This is a genomic window from Pseudomonas sp. RA_5y_Pfl1_P24 (assembly GCF_963970945.1).
Taxonomy (GTDB): Bacteria; Pseudomonadota; Gammaproteobacteria; order Pseudomonadales; family Pseudomonadaceae; genus Aquipseudomonas; species Aquipseudomonas tritici.
The window spans coordinates 107,484-127,814 of sequence record NZ_CAXAOJ010000012.1 but is presented as its reverse complement, the minus strand read 5'-3'; the positions used below and the strand labels follow the sequence as shown (position 1 = coordinate 127,814).

Here is a 20,331-nt window from a genome sequence, read left to right as displayed (position 1 = left end):
ATAGGGTTTCCAATTCAAAAAATAATACTGCTGAGCAAATCCTCATGACCCAGCAAAACCTGTTTCTCGGCATCGACTGCGGCACCCAGGGCACCAAAGCCATCGTCCTCGACGCCTCCAGCGGCAGGGTGCTGGGCCTCGGCGCGGCGGCGCACACGCTGATCAGCGGCGCCAATGGCCGTCGCGAACAGCACACCCAGGAATGGTTGGACGCTTTCACCGAAGCCACCCACCGCGCCCTGCAACAGGCCGGTGTGGATGGCCAGGACATCCTCGGCATCGGTGTTTCCGGCCAGCAACATGGCCTGGTGCTGCTGGACGAGAAAGGTCAGGTGCTACGCCCGGCCAAGTTGTGGTGCGACACCGAAACTGCGTCGGAGAACGACCGCCTGCTGCACCACCTCGGTGGCGAAAGTGGTTCGCTGGAACGCCTCGGCGTGGCGATTGCGCCGGGCTACACCGTGTCCAAGCTGCTGTGGACCCGCGAACAGCATCCGGACATTTTCGCGCGCATCGCGCACATCCTGCTGCCTCACGACTACCTCAACTACTGGCTGACCGGTCGCGCGGTCGCGGAATACGGCGATGCGTCCGGTACGGGGTATTTCAACGTGCGCAGCCGTGAGTGGGATGTGGCGCTGCTCAAGCACATCGACCCGAGCGGTCGCCTGGAACACGCCTTGCCGGAACTGATCGAGGCCGATCAACCCGTCGGCACTCTCTTGCCCGCTGTCGCCGAACGCCTGGGCATCAACCCCAACGCCATTGTCTCGAGCGGCGGCGGCGACAATATGATGGGCGCCATCGGCACCGGCAACATTGCCCCAGGCGTGATCACCATGAGCCTGGGTTCGTCGGGCACCGTGTATGCGTTCGCCGACCAGCCTAACGTGAGCCCGCAGGCGTCGGTCGCCACGTTCTGCTCGTCCAGCGGCGGCTGGTTGCCACTGATCTGCACCATGAACCTGACCAATGCCACCGGGGTGATCCGCGAGCTCTTCGACCTCGACCTGGCCGCGTTCAATGCGTTGGTCGAACACGCCCCTGTCGGGGCCGAGGGCGTGAGCATGCTGCCCTTCCTCAACGGCGAACGCGTGCCCGCCCTGCCCCACGCGACGGGGAGCCTGCATGGCCTGACCATGACCAACCTGACCCGCGCTAACCTGTGTCGCGCGGTGGTCGAGGGCACCACCTTCGGCCTGCGCTACGGCCTCGACCTGCTGCGCCAGACCGGCCTGCAAAGCCACAGCATCCGCCTGATCGGCGGCGGTTCGAAAAGCCCTGTGTGGCGGCAGATGGTCGCCGATATCATGAACACCGAAGTGATCTGCACTGAACAAAGCGAAGCCGCAGCCCTGGGCGCGGCGATCCAGGCGGCGTGGAGTCAATCCGGCGAACCCCTGGCCAGCCTGTGCGACAAATGCGTGAGCGTCGACCCGGCCAGCCGGACCCTCCCGGTGGCGGCCAATGTCAGCGCCTATCAACAGGCATACGAGCGCTATCAGCAGCTTGTGGCAACCCTTTAAGAGCGAACGACTATGTATCTGGTGTGTGGCGAAGCGCTGTTTGATTTTTTCAGCGAAGAAGATGCCAGCGGGCAGGCTTCCAAGGTCAATTACAAGGCGATTGCCGGCGGTTCGCCGTTCAACGTCGCCGTCGGGTTGCGTCGCCTGGGTATCGAAGCCGGGCTGTTTGGCGGTTTATCCAGCGACTTCCTGGGGTGCCGCTTGTTGCAGGTGCTCAAGGATGAAGGCGTGAGCGAGCAGTTCCTGGTGGAATTTGCCGCGCCGACGACCTTGTCGATGGTCGCCGTCGGCGCCAATGGCTCACCGCAGTACAACTTCCGCGGCGAAGGCTGTGCCGATCGATTGTTGGAAATCGCCCACCTGCCGGAGTTGGGCGATGACATTCGCGGCCTGCATATCGGCTCCTTCTCGCTGGTGGTGCAGCCGATTGGCGACACCCTGCTGAGCCTGGTCAAACGCGAAAGCGGCAAGCGCCTGATCAGCCTCGACCCCAACGTGCGGCTCAACCCGCAACCGGACATCCAACTGTGGCGCGACCGTGTCGCCGAGCTGGCCAAGCATGCCGACCTGATCAAGGTCAGCGATGAAGACCTGCACCTGCTCTACCCCGACCAGTCGCCCGAGAGCGTGCTGCAGGGCTGGCTGCAACATCGTTGTCAGTTAGTGTTCCTGACACGCGGTGGCGATGGCGCCAGCGTATTCAGCCGTCAGCATGGCACCTGGTCTGCACCCGCAGTCAAGGTTGTGATGGCCGACACGGTGGGCGCCGGCGATACCTTCCAGGCCGCCTTGATTGCCTGGCTGACCGAGCAGCAGCTGGATTCAGTGCAAGGCCTGCAACAGCTCACGCGCGCGCAGATTGATGCCATGCTGGGTTTCGCCATTCGCGCCGCTGCCCTGACCTGTGCCAAGACCGGGCCCGACCTGCCGTATCGCGAGCAGCTCTGATGAAGGTTTTGTCAGCCAAGTAACATTAATCGATGGTTAATCCCGCAAGTCGGCAGCCAAGTCGTACCCACTTGCGCAGTCCCCCTATGACACTACGCACTTCAATGCTCGGCAGCGCTTTGGCGCTGGCCGCAGCCTCAGGCCTGGCCCAGGCCGACGATCAACCCGCCACTGCCAAACCCGCGCCTTACCAGTACGGCATGCCGATGAATATCGACAAGGTCCTGGCGATGAACGAAACCCCGACCGACGAATGCAAAGTCATCAAGGCCGATATCAAGTTTTTGGATAAGGCGGGCAAAGTCTAAGACGTGAGCTACAAAAAAATGTCCGAGGCTTGCCTGTTCCTAAACTGAGCAGGCTGCAGATAAGGGCGGCGTAATGCGTCAACACGGGATATCCTTGCGCGCTCGTCAAACGGCTGAAAGGACTCGCCATGCAACTGCGCTTTCACACGCTCGCCCTCTGTACCGCCTTGCTCTGCTTCGCCCTGGCCTTGATATGGGGCCTGCGCCCCGAATGGATGTTGTGGCTGTGGAGCGTGGAGTACACCAGCCCCACGGGCCTGGTTGCCCGACGTAACGCGGCGCTGTTCCTGGCCATCGGCGTGATGTTTTATCTCGCTCGCTATGCACCGCCCTCCCATACGCGACGCGCCATGACCACCGGTTTTATCACCGGATGCCTGGTGTTGGCGGCGCTGGGGTTCAGTGAATGGATAAACGGCAATGCCGGACCCGGCATTCTGCTGGCGGTGGGAACGGAAACCGTATTGGGCCTGGCGTTTATCCAGGCCCACAGGTCTGCGGTCGTCCAACCTCAGGCGTCACGTTAGTTGTAGCTTCGCCCTGACACTTGTTTCAGGACGGGTGCCTGGGTGTGCTTGAGGTCTTCACGCAAACCGGTGATCAGGTTGCAGAGGGCTCGGCTGCTGTCGAGTTTGTCAGCGTTTATGCCTTTGACTTCCAAATCCACCCGATCACGGTCGCGGTCGTCATAGACTTTGATCGTCAGCGAAGCATCTTCGGCTTTGGTGCATTCACACCGTTTGGGCAGGAAACTTCCTTCAATAATGCTGCGAAGTTCTAATTCCGAAAGCATGGTCAACCTCTCCTTTCTTGCGACTGCCAACAGATTGTTGTGAATCCAGCGAGCGCCTGCTCGCCGCGCCTTACCGACCTTGGAAGACGCTTATGACACCCAAGCCTACTCGGCAAAATCCGACCTCGTTGTAACGATTCCTCATAAGCAGGCGTCGATTTCATATAACTAAAACTTGAACTGATAGAGGCTGTTAAATAATCATCGAACAGCTTCGATTAAACGTTTAACCCGCTACGTTGTGGAAGACAGCACCGTGCGCGATCACCCTTTCAGCAACATATCGCAAACTATCAAAGTTGATATTGGCTCCAGAATTAATCGCCACCAGCGTCTGCCCGCGCACGCCACGTTCAGCAACGTGCTTGCAAATCCCCGCTACCGCCAAAGCGCCTGAAGGCTCGGTGATAGAGCGCGTATCGTCGTAGATCAGCTTAATTGCGCTGCAGAGTTCGTCATTACTCACGGTGATGACCTCATCCACCCAGTCCCGGCAGATTTCAAACCCATAGGCGCCGACCTGCGCCACTGCCGTGCCGTCGGCGAACCCGTCAACGCTGGGCAGCACCACCCGCTCACCGGCCCGCAGCGCCGCCAACAAGCAACTGGAGCCCTCGGGCTCGACGCCGATGATGCGCACTTCGGGGCGCAGGTATTTGACGTAGGCCGCCACGCCGGCGATCAAGCCACCGCCCCCAACCGGCACGAAGATCGCGCCCAACGAGCCTTGCTGCTGGCGCAGGATTTCCATGGCCACGGTGCCCTGGCCGGCGATCACCTCCGGGTCATCGAAAGGCGAAACGAAGGTGCACCCGGATGACTCGGCCAACTGCAGCGCGTGGGCCAGGGCAAAGGGAAAATTCGCCCCGTGCAGCACCACTTCGGCGCCCCGTGAACGTACGCCCACTACTTTCAACTCCGGCGTGGTGCTCGGCATCACGATCCGCGCCTGGATCCCCAACGCCTTTGCTGCCAGCGCTACGCCCTGAGCATGATTGCCTGCGGAGGCCGTGATCACGCCACGCGCCTTTTGCTCAGGCGTGAGCTGCACCAACTTGTTGTAGGCGCCACGGATTTTGAAGGAAAAGGTCGGTTGCAGGTCTTCACGCTTGAGTAGCACCTGGTTACCCAACAACGCTGACAACGCCGGGGCGGCCTGCAAGGGCGTACGCACCGCCAAGTCATACACCGGGGCGGCGAGAATCTTCTTCACATAGTGTTCAAGCAGGCCCGGGTCGGCGGTGTGAGGCGCGGTACAGGTGCTCATAGGTATCTCCTGGCTTCTTGTAAAGGGCCCGGGAGACGGAAAAACAAAACCCGCCTCTAGGGCGGGTATGGGTACAGCCGTGCGCTATCCCGCCAAATGAGGAATGGCGGTAATAATAATGTTCTGCTGGCTGCACACGGTTTGAAAGGTCATGTGACGAAACTAACCGGCGGCCCGTGACTTCGTCAATGATGAAGCACCATTTAGCATCCGGGGCTTTACGATGGATATACGAAACGTATACGATTTGTATATTCATACCGCACAGTGAACATCATGGGCATCGTCAAGATCACCGACCAACTGCACGAACAACTGCGCCTGGCCAGCGCCGCGATGGACCGCTCCATCAACGCCCAGGCCGAGTTCTGGATCAAGATCGGCCTGCTTGCCGAACTCAACCCCAACCTGCCCTACAACGCGTTGATCAACAAACTGTTGCTCGACAAGCCCGACCTGATACGGGGGCGCACTTGATGATCAAGACTGCCCCGCAACTGGCCGTGATGCGTGAAGCCGGACGCCTGCTGGCACAGGTCTTCTGCATGCTCGACGGTTTTGTCGCCGCCGGCCGCTCTACCCTGGAGCTGGACAGCGCCGTCGAAGCCTTCATTCGCCATGAGCTCAAGGCCCGCCCTGCCAGCCTTGGCCAGTATGACTACCCCTTCTCCATCAACACGTCGATCAACGAGGTGGTGTGCCACGGCATGCCCAGCGCCAAGGAGATTCTCAAGGACGGCGACATCATCAACATCGACGTCACCCTGGAAAAAGGCGGTTTTATCGCCGACTCCAGCAAGATGTACATGATCGGCACCGTCGCCCCCAAAGCCCGGCGCTTGGTGGAAATGACCTTTGAGGCCATGTGGGCCGGCATCCGCCAGGTCAAGCCCGGCGCCCGCCTGGGCGATATCGGCCATGCCATCCAGAGCCACGCGCAAGCCAACGGCTACAGCGTGGTCCGCGAGTACTGCGGCCACGGCATTGGTCGGCAGATGCATGAAGAACCGCAGATCCTGCACTTCGGCCGCCCCGGCACCGGGTTGGAACTGCGCGAAGGCATGGTGTTTACCATTGAGCCGATGCTCAACCAGGGCAGCAGTAAAGTGCGCAGCCTGAAGGATGGCTGGACCGTGGTGACCAAGGACAACAGCCTGTCAGCGCAGTGGGAGCATACCGTGGCGGTGACAGCGAATGGCTTCGAAGTCCTGACCCTTCAACCCCCCTCCTGAACCAAACGGGCGGCGCTTGCCATCGGTCAGCTCAAAACGCTGGATCATCGCCGGGTCACCAGCCCTGGTTCTGTTGAACGCAAGGGTTACCGGCGATTTGCGCTGACCAACGACTATTACGAAGACCACACTGCGGCCCAGCGCGCGGCAGCCCGCTCATTACAAAAGCCTGCGTACCCTGAAGGATTCGTTAAGCCACCTGCTTGAGTGCAGCCTTGGCCTCCAGCTCGCGCACCAAAGGCAACACGCGTTTGCCGAAGTACTCGACTTCTTGCTGGAAGTGCAGGAACCCCGCGAGCACCAGGTCCACACCGACCGCCTTGAGCGCAACGATGCGTTCGGCGATCTGCTGCGGGGTGCCGATCAGGTCGGTTTTGAAGCCGTCGTTGTACTGCACAAGGTCTTCAAAGCTGGACTTGGCCCAGTTGCCCTCGCCTTCGGGTGAAGCCTTGCCGGCCTGTTTGGCCGCGTCGCCAAAGGCATTCACCGCTTCCGGGTCGGCCTTGTCGATGATCTCCGCCAGCACCGCGCGGGCTTCTTCCTCAGTGTCACGGGCGATCACGAAAGCGTTGACGCCGACCTTGACCGAATGGTTATTCGCCGCTGCCTTGGCGCGGATGTCATCGACCTGGGCCTTGATGCCTTCTGGGGTATTGCCATTGGTGAAGTACCAGTCCGAGACCCGCGCGGCCATGTCCCGCGCCGCCCGTGAACTGCCGCCCTGAAACACCTCCGGCTGACCGATGGGCTTGGGCTTGAGGGTGTAATTGTTGAAGCGGTAAAAGTCGCCCTTGAAGGTGAAATCGTCCTGGGTCCAGATGCCTTTGAGGGCGCGAATGAATTCTTCGGAGCGGCGATAGCGCTCATCGTGCTCCAGCCAGTGCTCGCCGATGGCCTGGAACTCGCCCTTGAACCAACCGCTGACGATATTTACCGCGATACGGCCGTTGGTGAGCTGGTCGATGGTCGCCAGTTGCTTGGCCGCCAGCGCCGGCTGCCACGGGCCGGGCAGGATCGCGGCGATCACTTTGAGTGTGGTGGTCGCGGCCAGCAGCGCATGGCTGAACGCCACGGATTCGTGCTGGTTCTCGGCGCCGTAGCCGGCGGTGAAGCGGATCTGGGTCAGGCCATACTCGAAGCCCGCGGCTTCGGCCAGTTGCGCCAGTCTGCGGTTGTAGTCGATACCCCAATCGGTACGTTGCTCGATCTTGCTGACCACTAACCCACCACTGACGTTGGGCACCCAATAGGCAAATTTCACGGCTTGCTGACTCATCAATCGGTACCTCGCACAAAAGGATGTACCGAACGCTTGAGCAGCAAGCGTGCCAGGCCGGGGAAACGCCCAGGCCAAGGGGGTTGCCGCCAATGCTGGGGGCAGAGGCCGATGTTGCGGATTGCGCAGGTTTGTCGATCAGCTGTTGCCAGGGCAACAGTGCATCAGGGCTTTTTTCAGCAAATACGGGCGCCGGCACCCGGCACGGAGTGTGCAATCACCCCGGTACTGATCACTGCCCAGGAACCTTGCCCATGAGCGACCACCACGTCATCAACCCACTGTCCATTGGCGTCGACTACCCCACGTTAGCCGCGCGATTCCGACCGATCTTCCAGCGCATCGCCGATGGCGCGGTAGAGCGCGAACACACGCGCACCCTGCCCCATGACCCCATCCAGTGGCTCAAAGAGGCCGGTTTTGGCGCGGTACGGGTGCCGGTGGAATACGGCGGTGGTGGTGCTTCCCTGCCGCAGTTGTTCGAATTGCTGATCGAGCTGGCCGAAGCCGACTCCAACGTGCCCCAGGCCCTGCGCGGGCATTTCGCCTTTGCCGAAGACCGCCTGAACGCGCCCCCCAGTGCTGGCCGTGACCTGTGGTTCAAGCGCTTTGTGGAAGGCGATATCGTCGGCTGCGCCTGGACCGAAATCGGTAAGGTGGCCATCGGCGATGTAGTCACCCAAGTCAGCCCCGACGGTGACACTTGGAAACTCAACGGCGAAAAGTTCTACAGCACCGGCAGCATTTTCGCCGACTGGATCGATGTGTACGCCCAACGCAGCGACACCGGCGGCGATGTGATCGCGGCCACCCGCGCTCGCCAGCTTGGCGTGGTGCACAGCGACGACTGGGACGGCTTTGGCCAGCGCACCACGGGCAGCGGCACGTCGCGCTTTACCGAGGCGGTGGTGGAGGCGGAAAACGTTATCGACTTTTCCAGCCGGTTCAAATACCAGACCGCCTTCTATCAGCTTGTTCTGCTCGCCAGCCTGGCCGGTATTGGACGCGCAGCGCTGAGGGATGTGGCGCATCAGGTGCGCAGCCGCCAGCGGATCTACAGCCATGGCAATGCGGCCCATGTCAGCCAGGACGCACAGGTTCAGCAGGTGGTGGGAGACGTGGCAGCGTTGGTCTATGCCGCCGAGGCGAGTGCGTTGAAAGCCACGCTACCGGCGCAGAGGGCGTACGTGGCGCGGTTTGGAGGGGATGATGCCGTGGAGCGTGAAGCCAATGTGGCCGCCGAGATTGAATCGGCGACGGCTCAGGTGGTGGTGTCGGCGTTGATCCAGCGGGCTACCAGTGAATTGTTCAACGCACTGGGGGCTTCGGATGTGCGTCAGGGTAAAGCGCTGGATCGGCATTGGCGTAATGCGCGGACGGTGTCGTCGCATAATCCGGTGATCTATAAGGCGCGGGTTGTGGGGGACTGGGTGATCAATGGGGCTGAGCCGCCGTTTGTTTGGCAGATTGGGAATGGCCCGGGCCGGGGTTGAGTCGCGGTTTTGGTAGGGGGTATATCCGTTATTTGGGTGATGGCGGAGGGTTCCGCCCTTACGGCGGGGTGATGCCATCACAGGCAAGCCAGCGCCCACAGTTTGACCGAGTCCGGCTTTGAATACCGGTCGGCTTTAAGGGCGCCGAGTGTTGGGGCAAGAGCCCTTTGGTTACTTTGGGCTGGGCCGGCATTCCGGCTTTTCCAACGTGACCCGCTGTAAGAGCGGAACCCTAAGTAGCCGTTACCCAAATAACGGCGATACCCCCCATCGCCGCCCAGCAAAAATCAGAACGCGAGCTTGTAACCAATCGTCATCAACATAACCGCCAAGCACGGCCGCAATACCCCGTCCGGCAGCTTGCCCGTCATATGGCTGCCCACGTAAATCCCCGGCAACGACCCCATCAACAAAAAACCCAACAAATGCCAGTCCATGTTCCCCATGCTGGCATGCCCCAACCCCGCCACCAGGGTCAGAGGCACGGCGTGGGCGATCTCGGTCCCCACCAGCCGCCGCGTGGCCAGGAACGGGTATAGAATAAACAACGCCACAGTCCCCAGAGCGCCCGCGCCGATGGACGTCAGGGCAACCATGGTGCCCAGAACAGCGCCGGTCACCACCGTCAGCATGTTCAGGTTGCGCGGGCTCATGTGATAGTCATCACCGGCATGCCGCTGGGCAAAAGCCAACAGGCTTTTCTTGAACAGAATCGCCAGGGCCGTCAGCAGCAACACCACACCGAGGGCTTGCTTGATCACCGCGTTCATCGCGCTGGGGTCGGTGTGCAGGCTGGCCAGGAACCACAGGGTCAGCAACACCGCAGGCACGCTGCCCAGGGTCAGCCAACCGGTGATGGTCCAGTCGATGTTCTTGTTCTTGCTGTGCACCAGCACCCCACCGGACTTTGTGATGGCGGCGTACAACAAGTCGGTACCCACGGCCGTCGCCGGGTTGATGCCAAACCACAGCAGGATCGGGGTCATCAACGAGCCCCCACCCACCCCCGTCATGCCCACGATAAAACCTACGATCAGGCCGGCAATCACAAAACCAACATTACCCACTTCCATCAACGCTACCTGCGGCCTTGTAAATTTCTGGCCGCAGGATAGCGATTTTTCTTATAACGACTTATATCAATATGATCTGACTTTATGCCTTTTATGGCAGGCGATGACAGGCATAGGCCTGGGTCTGATACGGGAAGGCGATGGTGTCCCGCCCGCGCAAGTCGGGATGGGCGTCGATCAAGGTGCGCAATTGCGCGGTAACGCTGGCCTTTTCTGCGGCTGGGAGCGCCGCGATAAAGCTCACTGACAGAAAGCGATCCATGACCACTTCCTGGGGGCTGCCGACGTGGCTGTACGAAAAACAGGTGACTTCAGGATCGGAAAAATACTTGCCAGTGAAAGCTTCACGCCAACGCCCGCTATGAAAGCGCGGGGTGTCGCCTTCGTACGGTGTGATTATTTCGGTGATTGCCGCCACCCAGCCCACCGATTCGTCGCGTACATTCCAGACCAGCCCCAGGCGCCCTCCGGGCTTGAGTACGCGATGGATTTGCGCCAATGCGGCCTCGGTAGAGAACCAATGGAAGGCTTGCGCACAGACCAGTGCATCGGCGCTGGCGGACGCCAGGGGGATGGCTTCGGCAGTGCCGTTCACCAGGCGCACGCCCGGTAGCAGCTTAGCCAGTTGCGCGCCCATCGCCGCCAGCGGCTCGACGGCAATCAGCGTTGGCGCCAGGGTGCTGAGCAAGCGCGTGAATTTGCCGGTGCCGGCACCTAGGTCAATCACTGTCGACTGGGCATCAATGCGCAGGGTTTGCGTGAGCCAGCCAGTGAGTTGCCTGGGATAATTCGGCCGGCCCTGAGCGTAAGTGACGGCCTGGGTGGAGAAACCTTGTTGAGCAGACGCGTGGACACCAGTCATTGCCAATCTCTCCTCAGGGGTAAAGCGGGGGCACAGTGTGCGCCCTCAAACATTTATTTTCTAATCCGTGCATCCAATCCTAAGCACCCTGGGTAGTCCTTTCAGTCACCCCGCTGTTTTACTGAAATGGAGAAACACCCATGAACGCTAAAGCACTGTTCTGCCTCACCACCCTGCTGGCTGCCGCACCCGCTGCCTTCGCCCAGACCGGCTTGCCGGACAGCATCAAGGTACCGGACGGCCACAAGGTAGCGCTGGAAACTACCGGTGTCGGCGAAATCACTTACGAGTGCCGCGACAAAGCCAACGCCGCCGGCCAGACCGAGTGGACCTTCGTCGGCCCCAAGGCCGTGTTGAATGACCGCAGCGGCGAGCAAGTCGGCACCTATTTCGGCCCGCCTGCCACCTGGCAAGCCAAGGACGGTTCAAAAATCACCGGCACTCAGTTGGCCGTGGCGCCGTCGGGTGCGGGCAACCTGCCGTACCAATTGGTCAAGGCCAACCCGGCTGAAGGCAAGGGCGCGATGAGCGGCGTGAGTTACATCCAGCGGGTTGCCCTCAAAGGCGGCGTGGCACCGAGCAGCGCGTGCACGGCGGCCAACAAGGGCAAGCAGGAAGTGGTGAAGTACCAGGCCGACTACATTTTCTGGGCGGCCAACTGAGCAAAGTCGGCTACGCTGCCCCCAATGCTGATCGTTGGGGGGAGCACCACGTGTTTGATTACGAAGCCTGTCTGCAATCCTGCGCCCGTGGCGATCAACGCGCCTTGCGCCAGCTCTATGAGCAGGACAGCAGCCGTTTGCTCGGCGTGGCGTTGCGCATCGCCAGGGACAAGTCCCTGGCAGAAGACATCCTGCATGACGCGTTTATCAAGATCTGGCGCGGTGCCGGCAGTTTCGACCCCAGTCGCGGTTCGGCGCGTGGCTGGGTGTTCAGCGTGACCCGGCACGTGGCGCTCAACGTTGTGCGTAACCAGTACCGCGAAGTACCGTTGGGCGAAGAACACGAGCAAGTCGCTGCAACCGACACCTTTGAATTCAGCGCACGCACCGGGCGGGTTCACCTCTGCCTGGAGCAGCTCGACCCGGCCCGTCGCACCTGCATCCTGCATGCCTACGTCGACGGTTATTCCCACAGCGAAATCGCCCAGAAACTGGACACCCCACTGGGGACCGTCAAAGCCTGGATCAAACGTAGCCTCGCGGCGCTGCGGGAGTGCATGGCATGAGCAACCCACTGGACGAACTGGCCAGCGAATACGTACTGGGCACCCTGCCCGCCGAACAACGCGCCGAGGTGGAACAACGGCTCATGCACGACGCCGAATTACGCGCCGCAGTGGACGCCTGGGAACAGCGTCTGTTGCCGCTGACCGCCTTGGCGCAGCCCGTGCCACCCTCCTCTGAGTTGTGGCGGCGTATCGAACGCAACATCGCCAGCGCCCGCACGCACTGGTGGGACCTGCTGGCCGTGTGGCGCGGCCTGGCCGGCGCCGGGTTGCTGACTACGCTGGTCCTCGCCGGACTGCTGCTGACCCGCCCGCCCGCCGCCGAGCCGACTTTTGTGGTGGTGCTGGTGGCGCCGCAAAGCCAGGCCCCGGGCTGGGTGATCCAGGCCAGTGACAATCAGCAGATTCAGTTGATCCCGCTGGGCGTGATGGAAGTGCCAACGGACAAGGCCCTGCAGTTCTGGACCAAGGGTGACGGTTGGCAGGGGCCGGTATCCCTGGGGCTGGTCAAACCCGGGCAAACGCTGTCGGTGCCGCTGGACAAGCTGCCGCCGCTTACGCAGAACCAGCTGTTCGAACTGACCCTGGAAGACCCGCGCGGCTCGCCGACCGGCAAACCCACCGGGCCGATCCAGGCGATTGGCCGCGCGGTCAAGGTGCTCTGATCAGGCGACGCTGGGCAACCACACGCGAAAGCGTGCACCGCCCAGCGGCGAAGCCAATGCCGTCAAGGTGCCGCCCTGGGCTTCCAGGGCGCGTCGGCTGATGGCCAGGCCCAGGCCAAAACCACCGGTGGCGCGGTCACGGCTGCGGTCCAGGCGGTAGAACGGCTCGAAGATGCGGTCGCGCTGGTCCGGCGGGATGCCGATGCCGTCGTCGTCCACCCAGATTTCACAGCCCTTGGGGCAGATCTTCACGCCGACCTGAATGCGTTTGTCGCAGTAACGCGTGGCATTGCGCAGCAGGTTCTGCAGCGCGCGGGCGGTGAGGCGCGGATCGAGGCTGAAGCGCTCCACGGCGCAGTCGAGCGCTACATCGATGACGATCTCGGGGTTTTCCAGTTCGTCATCGACACTGCCCAGCACGCTGTCGATAAACTCGTCGAGCACCACCTCCACCCGCTCCGGCAATTGCGCCGGGTTTTGCAGGCGGCTGTAGGACAGCAGTTCCAGCACCAGTTCATCCAGCTCGCGGATATGCGCCACCAGGCTTTGCAAGCGTTCGCGGCTGGCCTCGGGCAAGTCTTCGGAGAGCGCCAGGGCCAGGCCGAAATCCAGGCGCGTGAGCGGCGTGCGCAATTCATGGGAGACGGCGTTGAGCAGGTCGCGTTGCTGATTGAGCAGGTGTTCGATGTCGTCGGCCATGGTGTCGAACACCGAAGCCAGGCTGCCGATACTGGAGCTGGCCGGAATGCGCGTGCGTTCCGCCATATTGCCCTGGCCCAATTGCCCCGCGGTGCTTTTCAGGCGTTCCAGGTCGCGCCAGTGCGGACGCAGCCACACCAATAGGCAGGCCAGCAGCGCCGCAACAATCAACACGTTGATCGCCCAATACAGCACGTTCATGTCCATCGGGTCAGGCGGTATCGTCAGCTTGACCACAAATTGCTCATTGATCGGAGTGCTGATTTGCTCCATCCAGCCCCATTCGCCCAGGCGCACTACCGACTTGCCCTGTTCCAATAGCTGTTCCTCAGCCGGGGTGTAGCTGGCGTCCTGGCGCAGCAGCAATTGAACGTTGAGTGGCGCGAATTCGCGGCCCAGTTGGTCGGTGACCTGTGACCAGCGCTCCACAGGTGCGCGCAGGTATTGTTTGACAATCAGCTTTTGCTGGCCGCGGGTCTGCTCGATGTTGTAATTCACGTAGCGGTGCTCGAACAGCTGGATCACCAGCGTGGGCACGAGGTAAATCGCTGCACTGTAGGTGACGATGGTGATCAGATAGAGGCGAAACAGTACGCGAACCATCGATCAGCATTCCCACTCGGAACGGCTGAACAGGTAGCCTTTGCCCCACACCGTCTTGATCTTGCGCGCTTCACCGGCGTTGTCGTCAAACTTGCGGCGCAGCTTGGAAATGGCCACGTCCACCGAACGGTCGGTGCCGTTGAACTCGATACCGCGCAGGCGTTGCAGGATCTGGTCGCGGCTGAGCACCTCGCCGGCATGCCGGGCCAGCACCACCAGCAGGTTGTATTCGCCGCTGGACAACTCCACCGCCTGCTCGCGCCAGGTCACGGTGCGCTCCGACAGGTCGATGCACAGGTTGCCCATGACGATCTGGTCGTTGGCCGCCTGGGGTTCGGACAAGCTGCTGCGCCGCAGCAAAGTGCGGACACGGGCCAGTAGCACGCGCGGTTCACAGGGTTTGGTCACGTAGTCGTCGGCGCCCATTTCCAGGCCCAGCACCTGATCGTGGCTGTCATCCCGCGCCGTGAGCATCAGGATCGGCAAGCCCGCCGAGTCGGCGCGCAGCAAGCGGCATACTTGCAGGCCGTCGAGGCCGGGCAGCATCAGATCGAGGATCACCAGGTCCGGCGGATTCAAGCGTGCGCGCTCACGCACATGGTCGCCACGACTGAGCACGCTGACGTGGTAGCCATTGCGCTCCAGGTAGCTGGCAATCAGCTCGGAGAGTGCGGCGTCGTCTTCCACCAGGAGGATGTTGGGCATGAAGGTGTTTCCAGAAAATACATTTATTGGTCGTACATAAATCCAATGTGGGAGCGGGCTTGCTCGCTCCCACATTGGATCTTCGGCGTATGTAGGGCTGTGCAAGGATATACGCCCAACGCTCACAACGCGCCGCACCTTACATTTCTTCACAGACGCGCTACACAGCTTCACAGCACCACGGCGCGGGTGACTTTAGGATGCGCCAGTCAATATTGGGATAAGAGCATGTCGAAGAATCTGTTTGCGCCGTTTTGCCTGCTGGCCCTCACCCTTGCCCTTAGCGCGTGTGACAACTCCGCCACCGAAGCGCCGCAAATGCCCCTGGCCAAAGTGCGCATCGAAACCCTTGAAGCCAAGCCCCTGTCGATCACCAGCGAACTGAGCGGGCGCATTGCCGCGCCGCGTATCGCTGAAGTGCGCGCACGGGTCGCGGGTGTGGTGACGCAGCGGGTGTTCAAGGAAGGTCGTGACGTGAAACAGGGTGATGTGCTGTTTCGCATTGACCCGGCGCCCTTCAAGGCCGACCTCGACAGCGCCCAGGCCAACCTGAGCAAAGCCGAGGCGAATGCCTTCCAGGCGCGCCTGCAAGAGCAGCGCTACAGCCAATTGGTGGAAGGCAACGCCATCAGCGGCCAGGACTACGACAATGCTCGCGCCGCCGTGCGCCAGACGAACGCCGACGTCGCCGCCAACAAGGCGGCCGTCGAGCGGGCCAAATTGAACCTGGGCTACGCCACTGTGACCGCGCCGATTTCTGGGCGTATCGGCCGTGCGCTGGTGACCGAGGGCGCCCTGGTCGGCCAGAATGAGGCCACGCCGCTGGCGATCATCCAGCAATTGGACCCGATCTACGCCGACCTCACCCAGTCCAACCGCGAGCTGAATGACCTGCGCCGCGCCTTCCGCGCCGGCAGCTTGAAGCAGGTCGGCCAGGACCAGGCCAAGGCCACGTTGATCGAGGACGACGGCAGCCTCTACCCGTTGCCGGGCAAATTGCTGTTTGCCGAGATCAGCGTCGACCCTGGCACCGGCCAGATCATCCTGCGCAGTGAATTCCCCAACCCGGACCTCGACCTGCTGCCCGGCAGCTTTGTGCGGGTGCGCCTGGAGCAAGCCATCGACAAGCAAGGCCTCAGCGTGCCGCAACGCGCCATTACCCGTGACAGCGCTGGCATCCCGATGGTGCTGCTGTTGGACGCCGAGCAGACCGTCAGCCAGCAGCCCGTAGAGCTGGGCGCGGTGATCAATGATCGCTGGATTGTCAGCAGTGGCCTCAAGCCCGGTGACCGCATCGTCGTCGAAGGCCTGCAACACGCGCGCCCCGGTGAAAAAGTCGAAGTAGATGACAGCCCGACGCCCGTCGCCCAGGCTCCCGGCCAATAAGGATCATTGACAATGCCGCAGTTTTTTATTGACCGCCCGATCTTCGCCTGGGTGGTCGCTCTGTTTATCCTGCTTGCCGGTTTGCTGGCAATCCCGCAACTGCCGGTGGCGCAGTACCCCAACGTCGCGCCGCCGAAAGTCGAAATCTACGCGGTATACCCCGGCGCTTCGGCCCAGACCCTGGATGAGAGCGTGGTCAGCCTGATCGAGCAAGAGCTCAACGGCGCCGATCACCTGCTGTATTTCGAGTCCCAGAGCAGCTTGGGTTCGGCGACCATCACCGCGACCTTCCAGCCGGGCACCAACCCGGAAATGGCCCAGGTGGATGTGCAGAACCGCCTGAAAGCGGTCGAGCCGCGCCTGCCGCAAGCGGTGACCCAGCAAGGCTTGCAGGTGGAGAAAGTCTCCGCAGGCTTCCTGTTGCTGGTGACCCTCACCTCCAGCGACGGCAAGCTTAATGATGTAGCGCTCAGCGATTACCTGGCGCGCAACGTGATGAACGAACTCAAGCGCCTCGACGGTGTGGGCAAGGCCCAGCTGTATGGCGCCGAACGTGCCATGCGGATCTGGATCGACCCGCAGAAGCTGATCGGTTTCAACCTGACCCCGGCCGATGTGAACGCCGCGATCAGCGCGCAAAACGCCCAGGTATCCGCGGGCAGCATCGGTGACTTGCCGGGCACCAACACCCAGGAAATCACTGCCGCGATCCTGGTCAAGGGCCAGCTGTCCACGCCGGCCGAGTTCGCCGATATTGTGCTCAAGGCCAATCCCGACGGTTCCACCGTGCGCATCGGCGATGTGGCGCGGGTGGAAGTCGGCAGCCAGGAATACCAGTTCTCCACGCGCCTGAATGGCAAACCGTCGACAGCGGTCAGCGTGCAGCTGGCACCTGGCGCCAATGCGCTGAACACCGCAACCCTGGTGCGGGCAAAGATGGACGAACTGTCGCGCTACTTCCCGGCCAATGTTGAGTACAAGATCCCGTACGACACCTCGCCGTTCGTCAAAGTCTCGATCACCAAAGTGGTCTACACCCTGCTCGAAGCGATGGCGCTGGTGTTCGCGGTGATGTTTTTGTTCCTGCAGAACGTGCGCTACACCCTGATCCCGACGCTGGTGGTGCCGATTGCGCTGATGGGCACCTTCGCCACCATGTTGTTGCTGGGGTTCTCGATCAACGTGCTGACCATGTTCGGCATGGTGTTGGCCATCGGTATCCTGGTGGACGACGCGATTGTGGTGGTGGAGAACGTCGAGCGGATCATGGTCACAGAGGGGCTGTCGCCCAAGGAAGCGACGCGCAAGGCCATGGGCCAGATCACCGGCGCCATCATCGGCATTACCCTGGTGCTGGTGGCGGTGTTCCTGCCAATGGCCTTTATGGCGGGTTCGGTGGGGGTGATCTACCAGCAGTTCTCGTTGTCGATGGCGGTATCGATCCTGTTCTCGGCGTTCCTCGCCCTGACCTTGACCCCGGCCTTGTGCGCCACCTTGCTCAAGCCGATCGCCAAGGATGAGCACACTACCAAAGGCGGTTTCTTCGGCTGGTTCAACCAGCGTTTTGAAAGCCTCACCGACCGCTACGAAGGCTGGGTGGCCTATGCCCTCAAGCGCAGCGGCCGTTACCTGCTGATTTACCTGGTGCTGCTGGTGAGCCTGGGGTGGATGTTCACGCGCCTGCCCTCCTCGTTCCTGCCGGTGGAAGACCAGGGTTACACGATCACAGACATCCAACTGCCACCGGGCGCGAGCAAGAACCGCACGGTGCAGGTTGCCGAACAGATCGAAGCGCACAACGCCGAGGAGCCTGGGGTGGGCGATACCACCATGATCATGGGCTTCAGTTTCTCCGGTTCTGGGCAGAACGCCGCGCTGGCGTTTACCACGCTCAAGGATTGGTCGGAGCGCGGCAGCGATGACTCCGCCGCGTCGATTGCCGACCGCGCCAACATGGCCTTTACCGAGCTCAAGGACGCGATTGCCTATGCGGTCCTGCCGCCGCCGGTGGATGGCCTCGGCACATCCAGCGGCTTCGAGTTCCGCTTGCAAGACCGGGGCGGTGTCGGCCATGCCGCGTTGATGGCCGCGCGAACGCAATTGCTGGCCGCCGCCGAGAAAAGCCCGATCCTGGCCAACGTGCGCGAAAGCGCCCTGGCAGAAGCACCGCAAGTGCAGCTGGAAGTCGACCGCAAGCAAGCCAACGCGCTGGGCGTGGCCTTTGCAGACGTGGGCAACGTGCTGTCCTCGGCCATCGGCTCGGCTTATATCAATGACTTCCCCAACCAGGGCCGCATGCAACGGGTGGTGGTGCAGGCCGAAGGCGACCAGCGCAGCCAGGTGGCGGATCTGATGAAGATCCACGTGCGCAACAACGCCGGCAAGATGGTGCCGCTGTCGGCCTTTGTCGAAGCCAAGTGGACCCAGGGCCCGGCGCAGTTGACGCGCTACAACGGCTACCCGGCCATTGCGATTTCCGGCGAAGCCGCACCCGGCCACAGTACCGGTGAGGCGATGGATGAAATCCAGCGCCTGGTCAGCCAATTGCCGGCCGGCCTGGGCCAGGAATGGACCGGCTTGTCGTTGCAGGAACGCCTGTCCGGCTCCCAGGCACCGATACTGCTGGGTCTGTCGCTGCTGATTGTGTTCCTGTGCCTGGCGGCGCTGTATGAAAGCTGGTCGATCCCGACCTCGGTATTGCTAGTGGTGCCGTTGGGCGTACTCGGTGCCGTGTTGGCGGTGAGCTTGCGCGGCATGCCCAACGATGTGTTCTTCAAGGTCGGCTTGATCACCATCATTGGCCTGTCGGCGAAGAACGCGATTCTGATCATCGAGTTCGCCAAGGACCTGTATGACCAGGGTGAAGACCTGATCAGCGCCACGTTGAAAGCCGCGCGGTTGCGCTTGCGCCCGATCATCATGACGTCGCTGGCGTTCATCCTCGGCGTGGTGCCGCTGGCGATTGCAACAGGTGCCAGCTCGGCCAGTCAGCAGGCGATTGGTACAGGCGTGATCGGCGGGATGATCACCGCGACACTGGCGGTGGTGTTTGTGCCGGTGTTTTTTGTGGTGGTGATGAAGCTGGTGCGTAAACGCAGCGACTAGATTTAAGCTTCAAGCGGCAAGTAAGAGCAGACTTGCTTCTAACTTGCCGCTTACAGCTTGAAGCTTGCAGCGGCGCAACCTATGGTGCTCTCAATTCCCGCGATTCGTGAGCGCCATGCCCTTCCTCGCCCGTACCCACCCTCGCCTCTCCGCCGCCGCCGTGTTCGGGCTTGCCGTGGGCATCCTGGCGCCGGCCGATACGTGGCTCAGCAAAATCCTCATCGGCTGGAACGCCGGGGTCTGGACATACCTGGTGCTGATGCTGTGGCTGACCCGCCGTGCCAAGGCCGAGGACGTCAAGCGCATCGCCGAGATCGAAGATGAAAACGCCGGTTCGGTCCTGTTCACTGTGTGCATCGCCGCCATGGCCAGCCTGGCGACCATCACTTTCGAACTGATCGGCAGCAAGGACCTCGCCAACTCTGAGCGCCTGCTGCACTACGGCTTCACCGGGCTGACGGTGATCGGCTCATGGTTGCTGATCGGGGTGATTTTCAGCGTGCATTACGCGCGCCTGTATTACACCTGGGGCGGCAAGGAGCCGGCGTTGCGTTTTGCCGAAGGTTTGCTGACACCCAACTATTGGGACTTTCTGTATTTCTCCTTCACGATTGGCGTGGCGGTACAGACCTCCGACGTAGGCGTCGCCACCCGTGGCATGCGTAAAGTCGTGCTGGGGCAATCGCTGATCGGCTTTGTGTTCAACACGGCGATCCTGGGTTTTTCGATCAATATCGCCGCCGGGCTGTTTGGGTGACGCGGCACAAACCTTCTAGACGCCCATTGATCATTGGGCGGTAATAACGTCACCTACTCCGCCTCGGTGTTTTATGACCGCGCACAGTTTGATGGCTTCAAGGCTGCACTGCCGATCATCCTTGGGGCTTGCCTGGGTGCAGCAGGGATTGTGCTGATAGTGGGCTCGGGTGTCGGCCAGTCGCTGGCGCCGTTACCCGAGGTTCACGCTGCCATGCAAGGGGCCGGCGTGGCTTGGCTGAGTTACCTGGCGTGGCAGATTTTCCGCGCGCCGGCCCAGGCTATGGTGGCGCAATCGACACAAAAACGGCTGGGCATTATCGGCGGCGCCAGCTTGCAGTGGGTCAACCCCACGACCTGGATGAGCGTGCTGGTCTGAACGTAAAAAAAGGGGAAGCCGCAGCTT

At 61.7% G+C, this 20,331-nt stretch carries 20 protein-coding genes and 1 pseudogene; 14 read left to right on the top strand and 7 right to left on the bottom strand.

Annotated features, from left to right (window positions below):
- The first annotated feature begins 44 nt into the window (after positions 1–44).
- The 4 genes from xylB (at position 45) to AACY30_RS20745 (ending at position 3,309) form a co-directional block, all read left to right on the top strand.
- Positions 45–1,526 carry a xylulokinase gene (gene xylB / locus AACY30_RS20760; RefSeq protein ID WP_339470889.1) on the top strand — a complete coding sequence of 494 codons (1,482 nt, stop codon included), beginning with the start codon at positions 45–47 and terminating at the stop codon, positions 1,524–1,526.
- Positions 1,527–1,538: 12 nt separating this feature from the next.
- A complete protein-coding gene (locus tag AACY30_RS20755; protein ID WP_339470887.1) occupies positions 1,539–2,474 on the top strand; it encodes a carbohydrate kinase family protein in 936 nt (311 codons plus the stop codon).
- Positions 2,475–2,560: 86 nt separating this feature from the next.
- On the top strand, positions 2,561–2,782 hold the full coding sequence (locus AACY30_RS20750) for a DUF2790 domain-containing protein (RefSeq protein WP_339470885.1): 222 nt from the start codon (positions 2,561–2,563) through the stop codon (positions 2,780–2,782).
- A gap of 128 nt (positions 2,783–2,910) precedes the next feature.
- Complete coding sequence (locus AACY30_RS20745) at positions 2,911–3,309, top strand: hypothetical protein (protein WP_339470883.1); 399 nt, start codon at positions 2,911–2,913, stop codon at positions 3,307–3,309.
- Here AACY30_RS20745 and AACY30_RS20740 read toward each other — a convergent pair.
- Positions 3,306–3,575 (bottom strand): DUF1652 domain-containing protein, encoded by a 270-nt coding sequence (locus AACY30_RS20740; RefSeq protein WP_339470881.1) that lies wholly within the window; start codon positions 3,573–3,575, stop codon positions 3,306–3,308. The genes AACY30_RS20745 and AACY30_RS20740 overlap by 4 nt on opposite strands.
- Positions 3,576–3,801: 226 nt before the next feature.
- Complete coding sequence (gene ilvA / locus AACY30_RS20735; protein WP_339541055.1) at positions 3,802–4,842, bottom strand: threonine ammonia-lyase, biosynthetic; 1,041 nt, start codon at positions 4,840–4,842, stop codon at positions 3,802–3,804.
- Between the two features lie 276 nt (positions 4,843–5,118).
- Between ilvA and AACY30_RS20730 the strand changes: the two genes are divergently transcribed.
- Together AACY30_RS20730 and map are read left to right on the top strand one after the other, a co-directional pair.
- Complete coding sequence (locus AACY30_RS20730; protein WP_314570019.1) at positions 5,119–5,319, top strand: ParD-like family protein; 201 nt, start codon at positions 5,119–5,121, stop codon at positions 5,317–5,319.
- On the top strand, positions 5,319–6,074 hold the full coding sequence (gene map / locus AACY30_RS20725) for a type I methionyl aminopeptidase (RefSeq protein WP_339541054.1): 756 nt from the start codon (positions 5,319–5,321) through the stop codon (positions 6,072–6,074). Before AACY30_RS20730 ends, map begins: the two co-directional genes overlap by 1 nt.
- A 190-nt stretch (positions 6,075–6,264) precedes the next feature.
- Here map and sfnG read toward each other — a convergent pair whose 3' ends face one another.
- Positions 6,265–7,350: a dimethylsulfone monooxygenase SfnG gene (sfnG, locus tag AACY30_RS20720; RefSeq protein ID WP_339541053.1), complete on the bottom strand. Its 1,086-nt coding sequence runs from the start codon at positions 7,348–7,350 to the stop codon at positions 6,265–6,267.
- Between the two features lie 254 nt (positions 7,351–7,604).
- On the opposite strand from sfnG, the gene AACY30_RS20715 reads away from it, so the two are divergent.
- On the top strand, positions 7,605–8,843 hold the full coding sequence (locus tag AACY30_RS20715) for an acyl-CoA dehydrogenase family protein (protein WP_339541052.1): 1,239 nt from the start codon (positions 7,605–7,607) through the stop codon (positions 8,841–8,843).
- Between the two features lie 287 nt (positions 8,844–9,130).
- Here AACY30_RS20715 and AACY30_RS20710 read toward each other — a convergent pair whose 3' ends face one another.
- The gene (locus AACY30_RS20710) at positions 9,131–9,916 is read right to left on the bottom strand and encodes a sulfite exporter TauE/SafE family protein (RefSeq protein ID WP_339541051.1); all 786 of its coding nucleotides are present in this window, start codon (positions 9,914–9,916) and stop codon (positions 9,131–9,133) included.
- Between the two features lie 91 nt (positions 9,917–10,007).
- Complete coding sequence (locus AACY30_RS20705) at positions 10,008–10,778, bottom strand: class I SAM-dependent methyltransferase (RefSeq protein ID WP_339541050.1); 771 nt, start codon at positions 10,776–10,778, stop codon at positions 10,008–10,010.
- A 140-nt stretch (positions 10,779–10,918) separates the two neighbouring features.
- On the opposite strand from AACY30_RS20705, the gene AACY30_RS20700 reads away from it, so the two are divergent.
- The 3 genes from AACY30_RS20700 to AACY30_RS20690 are packed head-to-tail and all read left to right on the top strand — an operon-like array spanning position 10,919 to position 12,671.
- Complete coding sequence (locus AACY30_RS20700; protein WP_339470873.1) at positions 10,919–11,440, top strand: DUF3455 domain-containing protein; 522 nt, start codon at positions 10,919–10,921, stop codon at positions 11,438–11,440.
- A 50-nt stretch (positions 11,441–11,490) separates the two neighbouring features.
- Entirely contained in the window at positions 11,491–12,006 is a 516-nt protein-coding gene (locus tag AACY30_RS20695) for a sigma-70 family RNA polymerase sigma factor (RefSeq protein ID WP_339541049.1), read from the top strand.
- A complete protein-coding gene (locus AACY30_RS20690; RefSeq protein ID WP_339541048.1) occupies positions 12,003–12,671 on the top strand; it encodes an anti-sigma factor in 669 nt (222 codons plus the stop codon). Before AACY30_RS20695 ends, AACY30_RS20690 begins: the two co-directional genes overlap by 4 nt.
- Here AACY30_RS20690 and AACY30_RS20685 read toward each other — a convergent pair whose 3' ends face one another.
- A complete protein-coding gene (locus tag AACY30_RS20685; protein WP_339541047.1) occupies positions 12,672–13,973 on the bottom strand; it encodes an ATP-binding protein in 1,302 nt (433 codons plus the stop codon).
- 3 nt (positions 13,974–13,976) lie between these two features.
- Positions 13,977–14,678: a response regulator transcription factor gene (locus tag AACY30_RS20680; protein ID WP_049708618.1), complete on the bottom strand. Its 702-nt coding sequence runs from the start codon at positions 14,676–14,678 to the stop codon at positions 13,977–13,979.
- Positions 14,679–14,906: 228 nt separating this feature from the next.
- Between AACY30_RS20680 and AACY30_RS20675 the strand changes: the two genes are divergently transcribed.
- The 4 genes and pseudogenes from AACY30_RS20675 to AACY30_RS20660 form a co-directional block, all read left to right on the top strand.
- Positions 14,907–16,064: an efflux RND transporter periplasmic adaptor subunit gene (locus AACY30_RS20675; protein WP_339470869.1), complete on the top strand. Its 1,158-nt coding sequence runs from the start codon at positions 14,907–14,909 to the stop codon at positions 16,062–16,064.
- 12 nt (positions 16,065–16,076) lie between these two features.
- Complete coding sequence (locus tag AACY30_RS20670) at positions 16,077–19,169, top strand: efflux RND transporter permease subunit (RefSeq protein ID WP_339470867.1); 3,093 nt, start codon at positions 16,077–16,079, stop codon at positions 19,167–19,169.
- A gap of 115 nt (positions 19,170–19,284) precedes the next feature.
- Entirely contained in the window at positions 19,285–19,926 is a 642-nt protein-coding gene (locus AACY30_RS20665) for a DUF1345 domain-containing protein (protein ID WP_339470865.1), read from the top strand.
- 93 nt (positions 19,927–20,019) lie between these two features.
- Positions 20,020–20,298, top strand: a pseudogene (locus tag AACY30_RS20660) (LysE family transporter); the annotation flags it as partial.
- Positions 20,299–20,331 lie beyond the last annotated feature (33 nt).